Origin of the sequence: Segetibacter koreensis DSM 18137 (genome assembly GCF_000374045.1) — a bacterium.
Taxonomy (GTDB): domain Bacteria; phylum Bacteroidota; class Bacteroidia; order Chitinophagales; family Chitinophagaceae; genus Segetibacter; species Segetibacter koreensis.
Window position 1 is genome coordinate 28,200 of sequence record NZ_KB893321.1, and the last position, 19,326, is coordinate 47,525.

10 protein-coding genes are annotated in these 19,326 nt (G+C 37.8%); 5 read left to right on the top strand and 5 right to left on the bottom strand.

What is annotated here, in order from left to right; all coding sequences use genetic code 11:
- Nucleotides 1-193: 193 nt before the first annotated feature.
- The 5 genes from B154_RS28055 (at nucleotide 194) to B154_RS0108580 (ending at nucleotide 9,128) form a co-directional block, all read left to right on the top strand.
- Nucleotides 194-3,424, top strand: a complete 3,231-nt coding sequence (locus B154_RS28055) for a VCBS repeat-containing protein (protein ID WP_018613433.1) — start codon at nucleotides 194-196, stop codon at nucleotides 3,422-3,424.
- A 21-nt stretch (nucleotides 3,425-3,445) separates the two neighbouring features.
- A complete protein-coding gene (locus B154_RS28060; RefSeq protein ID WP_018613434.1) occupies nucleotides 3,446-4,156 on the top strand; it encodes a carbohydrate-binding family 9-like protein in 711 nt (236 codons plus the stop codon).
- A gap of 297 nt (nucleotides 4,157-4,453) precedes the next feature.
- Nucleotides 4,454-5,668 carry an aminotransferase class V-fold PLP-dependent enzyme gene (locus B154_RS0108565; RefSeq protein WP_026260059.1) on the top strand — a complete coding sequence of 405 codons (1,215 nt, stop codon included), beginning with the start codon at nucleotides 4,454-4,456 and terminating at the stop codon, nucleotides 5,666-5,668.
- Nucleotides 5,669-5,900: 232 nt separating this feature from the next.
- Nucleotides 5,901-6,908 (top strand): DUF4380 domain-containing protein, encoded by a 1,008-nt coding sequence (locus tag B154_RS28065; RefSeq protein ID WP_018613438.1) that lies wholly within the window; start codon nucleotides 5,901-5,903, stop codon nucleotides 6,906-6,908.
- A gap of 36 nt (nucleotides 6,909-6,944) precedes the next feature.
- On the top strand, nucleotides 6,945-9,128 hold the full coding sequence (locus B154_RS0108580; RefSeq protein WP_018613440.1) for a pyrroloquinoline quinone-dependent dehydrogenase: 2,184 nt from the start codon (nucleotides 6,945-6,947) through the stop codon (nucleotides 9,126-9,128).
- An 89-nt stretch (nucleotides 9,129-9,217) separates the two neighbouring features.
- Here B154_RS0108580 and B154_RS0108585 read toward each other — a convergent pair whose 3' ends face one another.
- The 5 genes from B154_RS0108585 to B154_RS0108610 all read right to left on the bottom strand — a co-directional run bounded on the left by B154_RS0108585 (nucleotide 9,218) and on the right by B154_RS0108610 (nucleotide 19,035).
- A complete protein-coding gene (locus B154_RS0108585; RefSeq protein ID WP_018613441.1) occupies nucleotides 9,218-11,581 on the bottom strand; it encodes an ABC transporter permease in 2,364 nt (787 codons plus the stop codon).
- 274 nt (nucleotides 11,582-11,855) lie between these two features.
- Nucleotides 11,856-14,237: an ABC transporter permease gene (locus B154_RS0108590; RefSeq protein ID WP_018613443.1), complete on the bottom strand. Its 2,382-nt coding sequence runs from the start codon at nucleotides 14,235-14,237 to the stop codon at nucleotides 11,856-11,858.
- Nucleotides 14,238-14,324: 87 nt separating this feature from the next.
- Nucleotides 14,325-16,751 carry an ABC transporter permease gene (locus tag B154_RS0108595; protein ID WP_018613445.1) on the bottom strand — a complete coding sequence of 809 codons (2,427 nt, stop codon included), beginning with the start codon at nucleotides 16,749-16,751 and terminating at the stop codon, nucleotides 14,325-14,327.
- Nucleotides 16,752-16,807: 56 nt separating this feature from the next.
- Nucleotides 16,808-17,485, bottom strand: a complete 678-nt coding sequence (locus tag B154_RS0108600; protein WP_018613447.1) for an ABC transporter ATP-binding protein — start codon at nucleotides 17,483-17,485, stop codon at nucleotides 16,808-16,810.
- Nucleotides 17,486-17,769: 284 nt separating this feature from the next.
- Nucleotides 17,770-19,035, bottom strand: a complete 1,266-nt coding sequence (locus B154_RS0108610) for an efflux RND transporter periplasmic adaptor subunit (RefSeq protein WP_018613452.1) — start codon at nucleotides 19,033-19,035, stop codon at nucleotides 17,770-17,772.
- Nucleotides 19,036-19,326 lie beyond the last annotated feature (291 nt).

Consider the following 19,326-nt stretch of genomic DNA (forward strand, 5'->3'; position numbering starts at 1 on the left):
GTTCTCTGCCTCCCAGACTTTAAACTTTTTTAGTCCGAAAATTAAATTGTTTCATTGTTTATCTTTAAACATCTTTTATTTCTTCATAGAAATTTTTTAGGAGTAATAATAACTTATGCTATCTCTTTTCCATAGAGCTTTTTTCTTGCTTATAATCATTGCATTTACTGGTTGTAGAAATAATAACTCTTATTTGTTTACAAAGCTTGATAAAGATAAAACGGGAATAAAATTTCAGAATACACTATTTGAAGATGGACCATTAAATGTGGCCAATTATATTTACTTCTACAATGGAAGTGGTGTTAGTATCGGTGATATAAATAACGATGGTTTACAGGACATCCTATTTACCGGCAATATGGTTAGAAACAGGTTGTACCTAAATAAAGGGAATTTTGAATTTGAAGATATTACTCAAAAAAGTGGGGTTGCTGAAAAACAGGGATGGTGTACAGGTGCAACAATGGTGGATATTAACGGAGATGGAAAATTAGATATTTATATTTGTCGCAGTGCAGACATAAATCCCAGGATGAGGAAGAACCTGCTTTTTATTAATAACGGCAATTTAACTTTCAGTGAAAAAGCAGAAGAGTACGGGCTTGCCGACGCCGGTTATTCTACCCAGGCTTCTTTTTTTGATTATGATAAAGATGGCGATCTGGATTGTTTTATAATCAACCATTCACTGCAAAAATATACAGCAGGCATACAGGACAATGCAGATTTGCGTAAAGAATATAATCCTGATTTTGCCGACAAACTTTATCAAAATAATAATAGTCATTTCATTGATGTTAGCCGGAAGGCGGGCATTGTATCCAATGTTTTTACTTTTGGTTTAGGTGTCTCAGTATCAGATATAAATAACGACGGATGGCCTGATATATATGTCTCAAACGATTTTAATGAACATGATTATCTTTTCATCAATAATCGCAATGGCACTTTTACCGAATCCATTTCTCAATGTATGGATGAAGTTTCACTCTATTCTATGGGTACAGATGCAGCAGATTTCGATAATGATGGGCTGATTGATATTGCCACTCTTGATATGGCGCCTGAAGATAATAAAATACAGAAAATGCATAGCGGCGCTGAAAACTTTGATAAATTTCAAAACTTGTTTAGTAAAGGCTTTTATTACCAATATAGCCGAAATATGCTGCAGAAAAATAATGGTGATGGAACTTTTAGTGAAATAGGACAGTTAGCGCATGTTTCTAATACAGATTGGAGTTGGTCGGCTCTTTTTGGTGATTATGATAACGATGGATACAAAGATTTACTTGTTACCAATGGTTATGTGAAAGATTATACTGACATGGATTTTTTAAAATATTCTGTTGATAGGGTAGTGCGCACAATGCATCATGATTCAGTAGATGCTATACCTGAATATATACGTAAAATGCCCACTTTGAAAATTCCTAATTATATTTTAAAAAATAATGGTAATGAAACATTTACAAAAACAAGCACGGAATGGGGGTTAGACGAGCCGGGGGTTTCATCTGGTGCAGCTTATGCAGATCTTGATAATGATGGCGACCTTGACCTGGTTATAAATAATTCGAACGATTATGCCAGCATTTACAAGAACAACAATGAAGCTATTTTAAAGAATAATTTTATACGGGTAAGATTACAAGGCAACAAAGAAAATGAAAGAGGTATTGGAGCTAAAGTAAAGGTTTTTTGCAGAGGTAATGAATACTACCAGGAGGAATTTCCCACTCGTGGTTTTCAATCTTCTGTAGATCCGGTCCTCAATTTTGGCATTGGTAAAAATACTGCAATTGACTCGATCATTGTAATATGGCCAAATGATTCTGTTCAAAAATTTATAAGTGTAAAAGCTAATCAAATACTTACTGTTAAGATTGGAGATGCAAAAGAGAAATGGCGATATAATACTGTAATGAATAAAAAACGAGGTATTTTATCTGAAGAAACATTATCGGAGGTACAGCATCGCGAAAACGATTTCAATGATTTTACTGTTCAATCTCTGTTGCCAAATTATCTTTCACGGCAGGGGCCATGTATCCAGGTTGCAGATATAAATAAAGATGGACTCGAAGACTTTTTTATCGGTGGTGCAAAAAATGAATTATCAAAAATATTTATTCAAAACGCCAATAGCACCTTTACTATCAAAGAGGAACCTGCATTTCTAAAAGATGTTGCAAGTGAAGATGTTGCCGCTACTTTTTTTGATGCTGACGGGGATGGTGATAAAGATTTGTATGTAGGAAGCGGAGGGTATGAATTTGCAGAAAATGATCCGGCTTTGCAGGATAGATTATACATTAATGATGGTAAAGGGAATTTTACCAGGAAAGCAAACGCTTTACCTGATATGCTTATAAGTACAGGGTGCGTTAAAGCCGGAGATATAGATGGAGATGGAGATGATGATTTGTTTGTAGGAGGAAGATTAGTGCCGGGAAAATATCCTGTTTCTCCAGAAAGTAAAATTTTATCAAATGATGGTAAGGGAATATTTACAGATGTAACGGCAAGCATCGCAAAGCCAATTCAAAAAATAGGAATGGTTACTGATGCTGCGTGGATCGACATGAATAAAGATAACAAGCTTGACTTGGTGATTGTAGGTGAATGGATGCCGATAAAAGTATTTATAAATCAAAAAGGAAAATTCATTGATCAATCCTCCTCTTTTATCCACTTTAAAAGTACAGGTTGGTGGAACAGGATTAATGCGACCGATATGGATGGAGACGGTGATACTGATCTTATTGTTGGTAATTGTGGTATAAACACACAATTTCATGCAGATGAAAAAGAACCAATGACAATGTATTATAAGGATTTTGATAACAATGGTTCAATAGATCCCGTATTGTGTTATTACATTGGCGGAGTGTCATATCCGGCTGCTTCACGCGATGATATCACAGAGCAGCTTCCCGGGTTGAAAAAGAAATTTCTTGAATATAAAGAGTATGCAAATGCCACCATTCATGATTTGTTTACTGAAGATCAATTAAAAGATGCAACTATATTAAAGGCGGAAACAATGCAAACTGTTTTTTTGGAAAACGAGGGCAGTACAGGATTTGTGCAACATAATTTGCCAATACAGGCACAATATGCACCTGTTTATGCTATTGCTGCTGCAGATGTAAATCATGACGGAAAAAAAGATATCTTGATGGCTGGTAACAACACGTGGACAAGAATAAAATTTGGCCGTTACAGTGCTAACCACGGTATATTAATGATTGGCAATGGCAGAGGAAGTTTCAATTATTTGCCTCAACCAGCAAGCGGACTGAACATTAGAGGAAATGTGCGAAGCATGGAAGTAATTTCAGTAGGAAAGGATGTTGAAATTATATGTGGAATAAATGATTCTGCGGCAAAAATTATTAAACAAAATAATCCTCAATAACATACAGATCATACAATTATTATGCGGATACCATTGACAATAATCGCTCTGCTTATTTTAAATTATGTTACTGGCCAAAAACCCCAGGAACCTTTACTTGTGAGGCAATGCCATGATTTCGATGTGACGGGCAAGGGTGACAATTTCGAATGGGGAAAGACCCGATGGAATAATTTATCTAAACTTGATTCTGGAGGCAAAAACTACGAAAGCAAATTTAAAATTCTGTATTCCTCCACCGGTATTTATTTGTTATTTAGTGGAAAGGACAACAAGATAACAACGAAATTTGACCAGGACTTTGAAAATCTTTTTGAAGGAGACGTGTTTGAAGCTTTTTTTCATACCAATACCAGGAGGCCAATTTATTTAGAATATGAAATCAATCAACTGAATAAGGAGCTGGTCTTAATCATCCCAAATTTTGGAGGAGATTTTTATGGATGGATCCCGTGGCATTATGAAAATGAACGACGAATGAAAAAGATGGTGTATGTAGATGGAGGAAAAATGGAAAAAAATGCGGTTATCAACAGTTGGCGTGCTGAACTGTTTTTTCCATATAAGCTATTCAATCCTTTAGAAAATCTTCCTCCAAAAAGTGGCACTATTTGGAATGCGAATTTTTACAGGCTGGACTACGACAGCGGCAAAGGCATGAAGTGGTCATGGTCACCCATAAAAAATTCATTTCACGAGTTTGAAAAATTTTGGCCAATTAAATTTGAATAGCATACAAATTAACTCCTCATTTATTTCCTTAAAATTGCAATATAAGATTGGTTGAAAAAGTTTATCCCACTTTGTTTACTTAAAGGGTATTTAAAACTTTGTTGAATTCAATATTGATACTTCACAGCATGCAAAAATTATTAGAAAAGCTTACATTGTGATTGTTATTTCTTATAACAAACTCCTCATGCACCTTTTGTAAAGGTTTTTTAAAAAAGGGCGGGGAGTTTGAAAAGAATAATTGTCTTTCAGATTTTTAATATAGTAGTTGATAAATATAAAAATGTAGTACTTATAATGAAACGTAGAAATATACTTAAAGGATTATCTCTGGTTCCTTTGACTGCTGCCGGTATAGGAAGCAGTTTGCCATTCTCTTCAGCTTTTGCTGCACCTCCACCTCCACCTACCAAACGTGATCTTTTTAAAGAATTAGGTGTAACTCCAGTTATAAACGCAGGTGTAACCATGACGTTCTTGTCTGGCTCTCTCATGATGCCTGAAGTGCTGGAAGCTATTAACTCAACTGCTCATGATTTTGCAAACATGTACGAGCTACAGGATAAAGTAGGTGCAAAAATAGCTGAGATGTTGCAAGTTGAAGCTGCAATGGTGACATCTGGGGCGGCTTGTGCAATGTTGTTAGGCACGGCAGCCGCAATTACAGGTACAGACCAAGAGAAGATAAAGCTAATTCCAAATCTACCGGGTCCCCGACCTGAGGTAATTATGCAAAAAACCCATCGTTATCTTTTTGACCAGGCGGTTAGTACTACGGGTGCAAAAATAGTAGAGGTGGAGGGGCCAGAAGAAATGGAAAAGGCATTTAATGCTAACACAGTAATGGCTTTGTTTTTCAACGCCGCAGAAAAATCGAGTGTCACTCATGAAGAGTTTTTGGCAATAGCTAAAAAGCACAAAATTCCTACATTTTTAGATGCAGCGGCTGACGTTCCCCCGGTTGAGAACCTTTTTAAATTTCAGAAGTTGGGTTTTGATATGATTACCTTTTCAGGAGGTAAGATGATTCGCGGACCCCAAAGCGCAGGTTTATTGTTTGGCCGCAAAGATTTAATTGAAGCAGCAAAGCTCAACCATAGTCCACACGAAGCACCTATAGGACGCCCAATGAAGGTGAATAAGGAAGAAATGTTTGGGATGTATGCTGCGTTGAAATCGTACCTCGAAAGAGACCACAAAAAAGAATGGAACGAATGGCTTGACCGTTGTAAAAGAATTCAGGCACAATTAGAAACAATCGCATCAGTAAAAGGTGAGACCGTGGTCGATAAAGGACCTGCCAATGCCTTCCCAAGTCTTCACGTAACGTGGGATCAAACTAAAGTAAAGACTACTCCAAAAGACGTGTTGGAAGCATTAAAAAGCGGTACGCCAAGTATAGTAGCAAATGGTAAAGACGACATGTTAAGTATTGGTGTTGTGTTGCTAAAGCCAGAGCAGGTCAATATTGTAGCACGCAGGGTAAAAGAAATTCTTCAGCAGGCAGTTTGATGAGTTAAAGACCTGCTGGATTGAAGATGCGTAGAATAAAAGCTGCACAAATAGTATAGTCCACCTTAAATATCTTTTATTATGAACTCTACCTTTAAAGAAGGAGAATGCGTTTCTATGTCTTTTCTTTTTGGTAGTTTCAGGCTGCTTTTTCTCCTTTGCCCGGTTGTCTTTAAATGCGTGCTGTAAATACCGCTGTCCTTCAATATGGAAACATTTTATTATGTAACAAATGAGTGCAATTTTAAAAGGAATCATTGTATTAATATTAATGAGTGAAAAGAGATTACCGGGAAAATTCAAAAGATCTATGTTTCAAAAATTAATGATTATCGTCGTGTCCGCTTTTTCAGTGATTGCATCTTCAGGTCAAACAACTTCTAATAAAGCAGCTATTAAAAAGAAAGGCGAATTGTATCGCATTAAAGTTCAAAATCAAATATTAGAAATTGATCCCTCGATTGGAGGGAGAATTACTTCGCTACAGCTTGATGGAAAAGAATTTTTAACTGGTAAATCTGTAAATGACTTCAACTGGGGATCTACTTTTTGGATAAGTCCTCAAAGTAATTGGGACTGGCCTCCTTCCGCGGAATTGGATAATAAACTGTATTCTGCAAAAATTGAAGCTAATGAATTGATAATGGTAAGCCAGAAAGATTCCCAAACAGGATTGGTAGTTACTAAAAAAATTTCTGGTAACAGCAAAGGCGGCTCTTATACTTTCAAATATCTTATCACTAATCCCACTAATAAAGTTCAGAAAGTGGCCCCCTGGGAAGTTACACGGGTACAAACAAATGGTATCGCTTTTTTCCCATTAGGAAACGGAGAAAGGAGGGGCGGTTTAATTCCGCTAACAAGTGTACAAGATGGCATTTGCTGGTTTACCTATCAAAAAAGTAAATTGCCAGTTAAAGGCGACCGACAATTATATACTGACGGTGCTGAAGGGTGGTTAGCTGAAGTTAATGAAAACGTAATACTGGTAAAAAAATTTCCTGACATACCATTAGAGAAAAATGCGCCAAAAGAAGGTGAGATTGAGCTATTTGCAAGCCCTGTTGAGCCTGGTAAAAGTTATGTTGAAATTGAACATCAGGGAGCTTATGAAGAATTGCAGCCAGAAGCATCCCTGATCTGGATAGTTACATGGTATTTAAGAAAACTTCCTGCCGGGATAAAACCTGAAGCTGGAAATACCTCATTGTTGTCCTATGTGCGAAAGCTCGTCAAATAACTTTAATCAATTGCAGGAACTGACATATTCATATTGATGAAAAAGAACAAGAAAAGATTGTTGCTGTTAACTCTGCCTGCTATCATACTTGCAACTGCTTGTAAGAAAAAAAACCAGGACTGGAGTATTTATAAGGCGGATAATGAAAGCAGTAGTTATTCTGATCTAAATCAAATCAACAAAGACAATGTTCAGCAATTAAAAGTAGCATGGAAATTTACTCCGGATGATGCTGTGGAAGGAGCAAGATTTGGCAGTAGTGAGTGCAACCCGATAGTAATAGACGGAGTAATGTATGCTTCCTCTGCAAGGCATAGAATTTATGCAATAAATGCAGAAACTGGCCGACAAATATGGGCTTTTGATCCTTTTAACGGAGGTGACGGAGGCGGCGTTTGCCGCGGTGTTACTTATTGGCAAGACGGAAACGACAAAAGAATACTCTTTACCGCCGGAGATAATCTTTTTGCTGTAAATGCGGAAACAGGAAAGATAATACCTGCTTTTGGAAAGGATGGAAAAGTAAGTATGAATGTTGGGATAAGGGATGATCCTAAGGTTATTTCTATAAAACCAACTTCACCTGGCATTGTGTACAAAGATCTGTTGATTGTTGGCAATGAAGTTTCAGAATTGTACGGAGCGCAGCCCGGCTACATCAGGGCATATAATATAAGAAATGGAAACCGCGAATGGACGTTTCATACTATTCCAAAACCTGGTGAACCGGGTTATGAAACGTGGCCAAAAGACGCTTGGAAATATGCAGGCGGAGCAAACGATTGGTCAGGTATGAGCCTCGATATAAAGCGCGGTTTGGTTTTTCTTGCCCTTGGTTCTCCTACCTATGATTTTTATGGTGCAGACCGTAAAGGCGAAAATTTATATGGAAATTGTGTAGTTGCGCTTGATGCTGCGACAGGCAAACGTAAGTGGCATTTTCAAACTATTCATCACGATTTGTGGGATTATGATTTACCTGCTCCTCCCAATTTGGTTACTGTGATTAAAAATGGTAAAAAAATAGATGCAGTAGCACAAACCTCTAAAATTGGCTTTTTGTATGTATTAAACCGTGAGACAGGAGAGTCGTTGTTTCCGGTTGAAGAACGAAAAGTTCCTTCTTCAGACGTACCGGGCGAGGAAGCGTGGCCAACCCAACCTTTTCCCTTAAAGCCTAAGCCATACGCCCGCCAGTACATGACCATTGACGATCTTAGTAATTTTTCTCCGGCCGCTCATGATTCGTTAGTGAAGATATTTAAGGGTTTAAGATACGATGGATTATTTACTCCTCCCTCTACCAAAGGCTCTCTTAACCTGCCCGGGACGATTGGCGGCTCAGAATGGGGAGGTGCGGCGTATGATCCCGCAACAGGTGTGCTGTATTTAAAATCAAATGATTCGCCTGAAATAGATATTCTTCAAAAAATTGAGGAAGCAAAAAAAAGTGAAGACGAAACAGATTTTTATAGCGGAGGAATGGCAATTTATAAAACGTATTGTGTTAGCTGTCATAGGGAAGACAGAAATGGGGAGGAACCTTTTTATCCGTCACTGGTCAACCTGCAAAAAAGAATGACAAAAGACCAGGTGCTTAATAAAATAAGGCAAGGTGGTGGGAAGATGCCACCATTTGCAAGTATTATCAAAGGTCATGAAGAAGCCATTATTGCTTATTTGTTTGAAAATAAAAATAAGAAGCTTTCCCAGAAGGAATCTGATTTGTTAGAAATTAAAAACAACAAATCAGCCATACAAAGAGATAAAAGTGGCAGTGCAAAAAAAGATACTACTCCTACTTATCTAAACCTGACTGCATATTCCCAGTTTGAAGGAACAGACGGTTATTCAGCGATCAGACCGCCATGGGGAACGCTTAATGCGATCAACCTGAATACTGGTGAGTACGAATGGAAAATACCGGTAGGCAACTACCCAGAATTGCAAAAAAAGGGAGAACCTGTTACAGGTACATCCAGTTCTCCGGGTCCGATTGTCACTTCGGGCGGTCTTGTTTTTTTGGGAGGTACCAGAGATAATAAATTTTTTGCTTTTGACAAAACCAATGGAAAACTATTGTGGGACTTTACTCTTCCTGCAATTGGCTCTGCCACGCCATGTACATATATGGTGAAAGGTAAACAATATGTAGCGTTATCAGTAAGGGGAGATAAAGGAGGCCCCGCGGGATATATCATCGCATTTTCATTACCATAATTCCGGTTATCTCTCAATAGTAATTAAACGCTCATTGTCGAATAGCATTTTAGGTATAGCGAATACCGTTTTACAGGTCACTTTTAAGACTATTCACTTCTCAGGCTCTTAACAGGATTTGCAACTGCAGCTTTTACTGCCTGGAAACTTATTGTAAGCAAGGCAATAAAAATTGCCAAAAGACCTGAAAGACCGAATGTCCACCAGCTTATTTCAATTCTATAGGGATATGTCTGTAACCAGTTGTGCATGGCCCACCATGCGACAGGAAAAGCAACAAGGCATGAAATACCAACCAGTTGTAGAAAATCTTTGGACAGTAGCCCCGCAAGGGCGCCTGTAGTTGCACCAAGCACTTTTCTGATACCAATTTCTTTTGTCCGGCGTTCTGCGGTATAAGCAGCTAAACCAAACAAACCGAGACAGGAAATAATTATTGCCAGTGCAGAAAAGACCCAGGACAACTTTCCAATAAGAGTTTCTGTTTTGAATAATTTGTGAAATTGTTCATCAACAAATTTGTACTCAAAAGGATAACCTGGTTCATGTGTTTTTATAACGTTTTCTACTTTGGCCAAAGCACCGGCGAGATCTGTTTTTGCCTTGAAACGGATATTTAAAAAGTTGACATTTGCAGTATCCGGAAAAAGTATCAAAGGCGCACTTGAAGAATACATATCGTTGTAGACGAAATCATCTATTATTCCAACAATTGTATATTTTTGGTTGCCTCCGTCTCTGGTTATTAGGCTGCCTACGAGGTCTTTTTTCCCTATCAGTTTAGCAAGCGACTCATTAATAATGATATTATTGCTGTCAGCAGCAATATCAGCATAAAAATCTCTACCGGCTTTCAGCTTCATTCCCAATGTAGAGATATATTCCGGGCTAACGCCTTCTACAGTTATTAATATTTGTTTATTAGGATCTTTTCCCTGCCAGGCAAAATCTCCCGTATTACTGCCTAGTTGTAGAACGTAGTCATTACTTAAACCTACATTTTGCACAGCTCCTGTTGATATTAGATCATTTTTAATGGAGTTAAAATGCTCTTTCATTTTACCCTGCAAGTTCATATAAACAAGTCCCTCTTTATCATAACCCAACTGCCTGTCTTTTATATGATTTATCTGCTTATAAATAATTATTGTTCCGATAATAAGAATGATGGAAATCGAAAATTGCACAACCACCAATCCCTTTCGAATAAAACCTGCACTTGCGTTGGTTTTTATTTTTAATCCCTTTAAAACCACCACAGGATTGAATGAGGATAGGTAAAAAGCGGGATAGCTGCCGGCAATTATTCCGCAAATGAAAGCGATAGCAAATAATCCCGCCAGATGCAGGGGATTTTGTAAGTTGAGTGATAGTTCTTTGTCGACAAGGCCATTAAAGCCGGGAAGGGCAAAGGCAACAATTGCAATCGCCAACAAAGCAGAGAGAAAAGACATAATCAAGGCCTCACCTATAAACTGGCTCATCAGCATTCCTTTACCCGCGCCCATTACTTTACGCACACCGACTTCCCTTGCTCGCTTTTCGGAACGGGCGGTTGCCAGGTTCATAAAATTGATGCAGGCAATAATTAAAATAATCCAGGCAATAATACTAAACAGGTTTACATATTTTATTCTTCCGCCATCTTCTATACCGTTTACAAAATTGTTATAAAGCCTCCATTTCCTCATAGGAAAAATAAAAAGCCTGGAGTTGGCTTCAGCATCTTTCGATTGTATATAGCCGTGTAATCGGGCATTTACAGCCTCTAAATTTGTTGAAGGTTGCACTTCTACATATGTCACAATACCATTGTTACCCCATTTTTGCAACCATGTATTTTGATCCTCATATATTTTAAATGGAGCGAGCCAGTCGAATTTAAATGAAACATTTTCGGGCAAGTCTTTTATTACACCTGTTACCACGTACTCATGTTCGTTATTTACTTTAAGTGTTTTTCCTATAACATCTGTTGATCCAAAAAATTTATCAGCCATTTTTTTTGATATGACAACAGAGTGCAATTGTGCAAACGCATCTGATGCATTGCCTTTTATAAAATGCAATTGCAGCATTGAAAACAGGTTAGAGTCTACATAATTGCCCTGCTCATAAATAGATTTGTCTCCCAATGAAAAAAGTAATTTGTTGCCCCAGGTACAACGTGCAGTATTTTTTATTCCCGGAATTTCACTTTTCATTGTTGGCGCCAGTACACCGGGTGTAGCATCGAATGTGTAAGTTGTACCATCGTAAGTCTGATTATTCTTCACAGAATACAAATAATCCTTCTTCGGAAAAGAGTCATTGAATGTTAACTCATCCTCAACCCATAAAAAAATTAGGGCGGCACAAGCTATGCCTGTGGCTAAACCAAAAATATTTAAAAAGCCATAAGTTTTATTTTTCCAAAGATTGCGAAATGCTGTTTTAAAATAGTTCTTAAACATAAAATGCGATTTATACTCAAAAAAAATGGTAGTCAAAGTGTTCTTTCAAACATAAAACCAATTTCATAAGTTATTGACTGTTAATTAACTTCTTTAAAAAATGGTTGTAATTGTTCTATTTTGATACAAAAAGCTGTTCGTTTTTGGTACACGTGTAAAGTGATAAATTATTGAAAGTGTGGTGAAGGCAAAATTTTTAATAACTACTTCCTTACACATTGTGATGAAATTAGTTTTAGACACTTGTTTTAATTCTTGCAACTAAAATCTCCTGCTATTCCGTTCTTAAACTGTTTACAGGATTTGCAATCGCAGCTTTCAAGGCCTGGAAACTTACGGTAAATAAAGCAATGGCAACGGCAGAAAAACCAGCAAATACAAACACCCATACGTTAACACTTGTATGATAAGCAAAGTCCTGAAGCCACTTATACATGAAGTACCAGGCCAGAGGAGCCGCTATGGCAAATGATATAATAACAAGCTTTAAAAACTCTTTTGATAACAGGTTTACAATGCCGGACACGGAAGCGCCTAATACTTTTCGTATACCTATTTCTTTGGTACGCTGAACAGTACTGTAGGAGGCGAGGCCGAGTAAGCCAAGACAGGAAATAATAATGGCCAAAATGGCAAAATTTAGAAAAAGCCTGCCAAACCTTTCTTCACCACGATACTGCTTATCAAAAAATTCATCTAAAAAATAATAACTGAACGGGCGGTTTGGAATTAGCGTTTTCCATTTATTTTCTATTGCTGATATAGTCGCCGGCAAATTCGCAGCAGATACATTTACAGAAACAAGATTAGAACCTTCAGGCACGATACGCATACTTAATGGTTTGATAGGTTGTTGTAGAGACCGGAAATGAAAGTCTTTCATCACGCCTATTATCTTTCCTTCTCTGCCCCATTGTTTGAAGCGTTTTCCGATTGCCTGCTCAGGAGAGCTATAGCCAAACATTTTTACAGCGGCTTCATTTAATACCATCGCCTGCGTGGTATCAGTCATGAAGTCTTTGGAAAACGCTCGGCCTGCGACCATTTTTATTTTAAACTGATTGATGTAATCAAAGTCTACAAAGTACAAATCAAGGTTGGCTATCTGCAGTTCACCTTTTATATTTTCAATTTCTGAGTAAGCCGCCGGATTGCCCCCGCCGGGAACGCTGGAGGAAGTGGCCGTTGACTTTACAGAAGGAATGCTTGCTACTGCCTGCTGGAAAGCCTTTTTTGCAGGGTCTCCGTTAGTATCAATTATCATCATTTGGTCTTTACTAAAGCCGAGGTCCTGGTTTCGCATGTACTTCATTTGGTTGTAGACAACAATTGTTGCTATAATCAAGGCAATAGATATGGTAAACTGGGCAACAACCAAACCTTTTCTTAGCAAAATTCCTTTAGTACCTGTAGCAAACCGGCCTTTCAAAACAATAATTGGTTTAAATGAGGTTAGGACCAATGCCGGGTAAATTCCCGCTAATAAACCAATACCGATAGATGCAAGAAAAAGCTGAAACACGTGATACATATTGTGAAAAATGCCGGTGCTAATGGTTTTGCCAGCTAACTGGTTAAATAAGGGCAGGAGCAAGGCGGAAAAAAGAATAGTCAGCAAAAAGGCAATAAAACATAACATGACAGACTCTCCAATAAATTGCCATATCAATTGAAACTTGTCAGCTCCGGCTACCTTTCTTATTCCAACTTCTTTCGCTCGTTCGGCCGCTCGAGCAGTGGTAAGATTTATAAAATTAATACATGCAATTAAAAGGATAAATACTGCAATAATGGAAAATATGTAAACATTGTAAATATTACCGGTCTTGCTACCATCACGGGTTGAACGGAGGTACACGTCTTTTAATGGTTCAAGAAACAGGGTAGGGTACATTTGTATTTTTTTCATCTCCGTACCATTCCGTCTTTCAAGAAATCCCGGAAATTTGGCCTCCAACGCTTTTGCATTACTACCGGGTTTCAATAATAAATATGCAGAAGCCCCATAGTTGCCGTATTGACTATCTATCCCGGGAGCAAACTTTTGGGTAATCGTCGCCATTGACAGCACTACATCTGCTTTTATGTGCGAATTTTCCGGTATGTCTTTCATTACTCCCGTCACCTTAGCTGGCAGTCCATCTCCTGTAACTAATAAAGTCTGACCAATTGGGTCTGTTTTACCGAAATATTTTTTTGCAGCTGTTTCAGAAAATACAATACTCAATTGTTCTTTTAATGCGGTTTGAGGGTTGCCTCTCAATAAGTTGAAATCAAAAACATGAAAAAAAGCCGAATCAGCATAAATAGTATTTTCTTCCTGGAATTTTTTGTCTCCTTTTCGTATTAAAAGATTGTCGCCCGATATGCGAACAAATGATTCTACTTCAGGAAATTCGTCCTTTGTATTTGGTGGTACGGCCCATGAAGGACCGCTTGCATTAATTACTTCAGTAGGTGTTTTAATGTCAGCTACTATCCTGTAGATGCGGTCAGCCTTAGTATGAAATGTATCATAACTTAATTCAAAAGTTACATATAGGTAAATCAGAAAACAAGCGGTCATGCCTATGGCAAGGCCGATAATGTTGATAAAAGTGAAAGCTTTATGGCTCCACAGTTTACGAAAAGCAACTTTTAAATAGTTTTTTATCATTGGGGGTGTTTTTGTAATTAATGCGTTTTTTGGTTTTTCATGACAATACGTTTTGTTTCAATAGCTGCCTCTTAAAATGGCATTTTATTATTCTGTTCTCAAATTTTTTACGGGATTGGTGGTGGCTGCTTTAATAGCCTGGAAACTAATGGTAGCGAAGGCGACTATTGCTGCAATACAAGCGGCAACAATAAATACCCAAACCGGAATGTTAATACGATACGCGAAGTCTTCCAGCCATTTGTTCATTGCGTACCAGGCAACCGGAAAAGCAATAACAGCAGCTACTAACACCAGTTTTAAAAAGTCTTTAGACAATAAACCTACAATTGTGCTTACACTGGCTCCTAATACTTTGCGTATGCCTATTTCTTTTATCCGTTGAGTAATTGTAAATGCTGATAAACCAAACAGACCAAGACAGGCGATTAAAATGGCAATGCACGAAAAAATAGTGAAAATAGTGCCTTGCCTCTTTTCTGAGTCGTAGAGCTTAGAATATCTTTCATCAACAAAATTGTATTGATAAGGTATTTCGGGTAAAAACTTTTTCCAAGTTCTTTCAATATGAGCTAATGCAGCAGGAACATTACCTGTGATTTTGATAGAAATATTTCCGTAAGCGCCTTGGTTAGTGCCTTCAAATAAGACAACAGGCAGTATGCGTTGGTGTAAGGATTCAAAATGAAAATCATTAAAAACTCCTGCTAAAGTTCCTTTCCGTCCGCCATATTGAAATTGTTTGCCAATGGCTTCTTCATTCGACTTTAGTCCTAATGCTTTTACAGCAGCTTCATTAATAAGAAAAGAGGACGTATCAAAATTAGTATCTTTATAAAAGTTTCTTCCCGCAACTATTTTAATTCCGTAGGCAGGTAGAAAATCTGCATCTGCACGAACAAGTTTTATGTCAGCTTTTGTAGGTGCGAGGGAATCTCCACGATTTATCTGAGAGCCATTTGCATCTAACAGGCGGCCAGTGGGAACGCGGGACGAAAGTCCTACTTCTTTGATATTTGCATTGGCTAATAACTCTGTTTTAAATGCCTGGTAATTATCATTTAGCCCGGCATTATTATTAATCTGCAAAACGTGATTTTTGTCAAAACCCAACGATTTATTTTGAATGAAATGTAATTGCTGAAACACAATTCCTGTAGCGATAATCAGAATGATAGAGATTGAAAATTGAAATACAACCAAGACCTTTCTAAAGGAAACATTTGCTCCGCCGACTTTTAAAATGCCTTTTAATACTTTAATAGGTTGAAAAGATGAAAGAAAAAGCGCGGGATAAATGCCAGCAACTATTCCCACGATAAATGGTACAAGTAGCATCACCAGTATTATGTACGGGTTTAATAGACTTCCTAAAACAAGTTTCTGGCCTGACAGGTCATTTAGCCACGGAAGGGCTGACCATGTTAATGCAAAAGCAAGTATAGTTGCAACACACGATACAAATACGGACTCACTTAAAAATTGAGCAATTAATTCTCCTTTGCGTGCACCTGCAACCTTTCGTACACCAATTTCTTTTGCCCTCAACACAGAACGTGCAGTCGAGAGATTCATGTAGTTAATGCATGCAATCAGCAAAACAAATAAAGCAATAGCTGAAAAAATGTAAACTCTTTTTATATCGCCATTTATCTCAACTTCGTCATCTTTATGAGAATAGAGATGAATGTCGGTCAGCTTTTTTAGGTTTAAAACTGAAAAATCAGAAGTTTTAAATTTAGCCGGACCATCATCACGAATATACCTGTCCTGGAAAGCAGGAAACTGGGCTTCTAATTTTTTTGGATTGTAGCCTGGCGGTAACAGCAGGTAGGTTAAAAAAGAATTGTTGCTCCAGTTTGTTTTAAGATTTTTTTCTCCATAAATAGCTGTGTCTTTTAAGGTGTTGAAGGATAACATAATTTCGGGATGAAAATGTGCATTTGGCGGTAAAGATTTGTAGATGCCTGTTACTTTAAAATCAAATTGGTTATTAAAACGGATGACTTTATTCATCGGGTCATCATTACCAAAATATTTTTTTGCTGTTTCTTCCGTAAGCATCACAGAATAAGGATTATATAAAGCTTTGGCTGGATTGCCTCTTGTTACTTTAAAATCAAAAACGTCAAACAGGTTTTCATCAGCAAAAAACACATCTTTTTCATTAAAGATTTTATCTTCAAATTTCAATGGAGTTGTTCCGAAAGGTAGTAGCCGGGTTACTTTTTTTATTTCTTTAAAATCATTCTCCAGCAATGGGCCAAAGGGCGGCGCAACACTTCCCAACTCCAGGGAAAGCATCTTGGTTTCGGGGTTAAGAAAAGTTCTCTCTACACGATAAATATTCTCCGCATTTTTATTGTACCTGTCATAGCTTAATTCATTTAAAATATATGTAGTTATAAGCAGGCAGCAAGTCAGGCCGACCGAAAGCCCAAACAAATTAATGAAAGAAATAAATTTGTATTTCAGCAGGTTACGTACGGCAATCTTCAGGTAATTTCGTATCATCAGGAGCGGTTTTATCAGTAAGAGAAAAGCAGATAGCAGAAAAGCAATACTTCTGCTTACACCATTATGTTTTCAGTAACCGTTTGTCCGTCGAGCATGCGTATAATGCGGTGGCTATAGCGTGCATCATGTTCACTATGGGTTACCATTACAATGGTTGTTCCCTGTTCGTTAAGGTCTGTAAGCAGGGCCATTACTTCATTGCCGTTAGAGGAATCAAGGTTACCTGTAGGCTCATCCGCAAGTATAAGTTTAGGATTGTTTACCACAGCACGGGCAACTGCCACACGTTGTTGCTGACCGCCCGACAACTGTTGCGGATAGTGATTTCTGCGATGCATAATTTGCATTTTATCCAATACAGCTTCTACCCGTTGTTTTCTTTCCGGTGCTTTAATACCAAGATAAATAAGTGGAAGCTCTACATTTTCAAAAACAGTCAGTTCATCGATGAGATTGAAGCTTTGAAAAACGAAACCGATATTTCTTTTCCGGAGCTCAGCCCGTTTGCGTTCATTAAATTTTGCGACTTCTATTCCGTTAAAAAGGAAGCTGCCATCATCAGGATCATCTAATAACCCGAGTATGTTTAGTAAAGTAGATTTGCCGCATCCCGATGGACCCATTACTGCAACAAATTCTCCTTCTTTTACTTCAAAAGTTAATTTATTAAGTGCTACGGTCTCAACATCTTCGGTACGGTAAATTTTTTCGAGGTTCTTAATCCTGATCATATTTTGTAGATTTTTTAGGTTGAAATATATGTATTGGTTAGTTTAAACGGAAACTAAAAATGTTAAGCGGATGAATTTCAGTATTAACGTCATCCTGTAAAGCTTTTTCTTTTTCGCAAATATTAATATTGGTAATCTTCAAAGCTTTTCTGTGTAGGTAACAGGACCCAGGTGTAGCAGAAATGAAGCCTTCAAAACATGTTATCAATATTAAGTATGTAAGCAGCTTTTTCATAATTGTATGGTTTGATTTGTTCCTGGTAGTCAAATGTTTTCAGAACCTCTTATTGCGAGTTTCCTTTTTTCAAAACCAGCTCCTGCATGGTGCCATAATTCTCATAGCTAGATGTTACCACTTTGTCTCCCGACTTCAGGCCTTGCAGCACTTCATAGTAATCAGGGTTTTGCCTGCCTAATTGTATATCCACCTTATATGCTACATTTCCATTTTCCGCAACTTTAAATATCCAGTTGCCACCTGTCTGTTGAAAAAATCCGCCCTTGGCAAGTAGTATGGCCTGCGTTTCATCACCAAGCGCTAAACGTATTTGTAAGGTTTGACCTCTGCGGATACCCTGCGGTACTTGCCCTACAAATTCCATATCAACCTGGAAACGGCCATTAGTAACCTGCGTATACACTTTCTTTATTTTAAGTCTATATGTTTTATCTGATAAAGTAAAATCGCCTGTCAGACCTGGAAATATTCTTGATATATAGTGCTCATCAATATCGGCTCTCACTTTGAAGCCGCTGGTAATATCTAACTGACCCAGTCTTTCACCCTTGTTTTTGTTTTGCCCAATCTCAGCATCAAGCGATGTTAACTGGCCATCCACAGGAGCACGCACTATCAGGTCACCTACTTTTTTGCGCATAACATTCAATGCATTTTGTGAACCTTCGTATGACTGCCTTGCCTGTGTCAACTGCTGGGTGTTGGAGGTAGAGTCCTGTTTCAAAATTTGTTTTGTCAGGTCTTTCTTTTGTGCATAGTAATTAAAATTGTTCTCCGCCTGTTTAAACTCCTGCAGACCTATCGCTTTCTGCTCATACAGGTGTTTATCTAGGTTGTAAATGCGTTCTGCTTCCTTCAGCTGGCTTTCCACATCGGTCATCTGGTTCAGTTTGTTTACCGTATTCTGCTGTGCTGCATTCCGTGATATCTGCATTTGTGTAAGCAGGTTATATACGTTGGTTTGCTGCGTTACTAGGCCAAGTTCGAGGTCGGTATTGCTAAGGCGCAAGATTGGTTGGCCTTTCTTCATCATTGTACCATCATCCACATATTTTTCTTCTACGCGACCACCTTCAGTAGCATCTAAATAAATGGTGCTTATTGGCATAACAACTCCGTTTACAGGTATAAACTCCTGGAAGGGTCCTTTCTTAATTTCTGATATTGTCAGCCGTTCTGTATCTACATTTAGCCTGCTTTTGCCCGATGTAAAATAGAGGCTTCCGGCTATCAATCCTGCAACAGCAATAATTCCTACAATAGTTGCTATTCTTTTACTGTTCCACTTTTTTTTCTTAATAACTCTGTCCACTTTCTAAAGTATTATTATTTAAATGTTTACTAAATTCAAAGCTTTAATTTTTTAGTCATCTTTAGTTACAAATGCTCATCTCCGCTTGTGTCACTCACTTGTACTGCATCTTTTCAAGGCAACTTTTCCTAAAGCTCTTTTTAGCTCTAAAAAATCAAATCTGAATAAACAATCTTTAATAGTGTGCCGATTCTGTAACTTGCTGATACTCAAATTTCTATTATTCTTTTGTGTGCTTACAATGTTCGTTTGTGTTACAATAAGTGTCCGCTTTTGATACACCTGTCCCTA